The 2,165-nt window shown below is 40.5% G+C and carries 1 pseudogene; it reads left to right on the top strand.

Annotated features, from left to right (window positions below):
• Positions 1–2,165: pseudogene (locus tag KVT34_RS29330) on the top strand (phage tail tape measure protein); the annotation flags it as partial.

The following is a 2,165-nucleotide window of genomic DNA, read 5'->3' on the forward strand; positions in this document are numbered from 1 at the left end:
AAAAAATTGATGCTTTAACACAGTCACTTGTAAATTCAGACGGTGCATCTAAAGAAGCAGCAGATTCAATGTTAAAAGGATGGGCTGGTGCAGTGACAAGAATGGAGTCAACATTGGATGTTGCAGCGCGTGCTTTTACCGATGCGTTAGCTCCTGCGATTCTCAGCGTGGCTGGTGTAGTAGAAAAACTAGCAAATGCGTTTACAAATTTACCAGCACCAATACAAACAGTGATAGCATCCGTAGTAGCATTTACTACGGCTTTTTTAATTATTGCTACGGGAGCAGGTATTGTGATTAACGCGATTGGTGGAGCGATACTTACGATAGGTCAATTAATGGTTTGGATGTCAGGAACATCAAAATCCGCCATAATGCTTCGAGGGGCTTTATCGGCACTTAGAGCAGGATTTGCTTTATTGCTCGGTCCAGTCGGAGCTGTTATTGCGATTTTAACTGTAATAGGAATTGCTTTAGTGCAGTTATATCAACGAAATGAGACATTCCGAAATGCGGTAAACAGTGCGTGGGAATCGATAAAAAGTGTAACAGTATCGGCTGTAGAATCGATGAAATCGGCATTTTCATCATTAGGTGCGTATCTTGGTACAGTACCTGAAAAGTTCGCAGCGATGGGTAGTGCAATCAGTTCAGCTATGGACGTTTTGATAGCAAAATTTACGGGAATCGGTCAAAGTATCGGCGCAGGATTAGAAACGGCACTTGCTGTTACGAGTTCAATTTTTAGTAGAATCGGACAGAATATAAGTAGTGCGTTTAGTTCAGCTATTGCAGGAATCGGCGCAGCTTTTTCGGGGATAGGCTCTTTTTTATCTCCAGTGGTAAGTTATATTGCGTCATCATTTTCAACAATCGGTAATACAATCGCCACACTGACACCACTTATCGTACGTCTTGGATTAACGTTTTTAGGGGTTTCGGGACCAGTAGGCTGGGTAATAGCTATCATCGCATCTTTAGGTGCTACAATCTTTAAGTTAGTAAATACAAATGAACAAGTGAAATCGGCTTTCATGTCTGCATGGCAATCCATACAGGCTATTTTTAGTTCTGTATTATCTGCGGTTTTACCGCTTGTGCAGTCTATGGCTCAAGGATTGATCCAGGCATTTGCTCCACTTGCTCCTGAATTCGCAAAAACGGGTCAGGTGATTGCTGAAAGTTTTGCTACTTTAGGGCCAGCGCTTGCAGAACTAGGTGCGGCATTTGGTGAATTAGGTGCTACGATTGCTAGTCTTTTTGGTGAGGTTGTGAAGGCTGTAGTTCCACTTGCTATTGATTTGTTCCGAATGTTTGGTGAACTTATACAATCTGTAGTACCACTAGCAAATGAATTGTTCACTGGATTTGGTCAAATTATGCAACAAGTTATGCCAATGGTTACTGATCTTATTCGAATGTTTGCTGATACAACCATAGAAATTATGCCGATGATTAGTGAAGGAATACAATTTTTATCTCAAATGTTTTCCGAATTTGCAACGACTGTCATTCCATTATTTACGCAAGCTTTTCAAATGGCATTTCCTATTATTCTAGCAGTCATTCAATCAGCGTTTAGTATAGCAGGAATGCTGATTCAAGGATTTGGAGAGGTATTGACAATTATTGCGACATCGGTGATTCCAATCATCTTACAGGCTGTTCAAGCAGTATTTCCGGTGATAGCGGCCGTAATAGCGGCTGCAGTATCAATAGCTATACCAATCTTACAATTACTTGGTCAGCTTATTTCAATTTTAGCAACGACGGGTATTCCTTTAATTTTGCAAATAGTCCAGGCAGTTTTTCCCGTAATAGTTTCTATTATTCAAGCGGCGATTCCGGTGGCAGTTGCGATTCTTAACGGCTTAGCAACGATAATAAAAGGGGTAGTTATTCCGACGATTCAATTTATTTTATCGATAGTTCAGGCGGTTTTTCCAGCGGTAGTTGGTGTTATAACGTCTGCAATCAATATAATCACCAATATCATTAAACTTTTTACCTCGATTTTGAAAGGGGACTGGAGCGGGGCTTGGGAGGCTGTAAAAGGGATTACATCAAGTGCTATGTCATTAATAGGGAATATAATCCAAGGGGCGATAAATTTAATAAAAGCTATTGTGACATCGGGGCTAAATTTAGTGCAATCTATTTTTTCT

The organism is Paenibacillus sp. GbtcB18, assembly GCF_019091125.1.
Taxonomy (GTDB): domain Bacteria; phylum Bacillota; class Bacilli; order Paenibacillales; family NBRC-103111; genus Paenibacillus_F; species Paenibacillus_F chitinolyticus.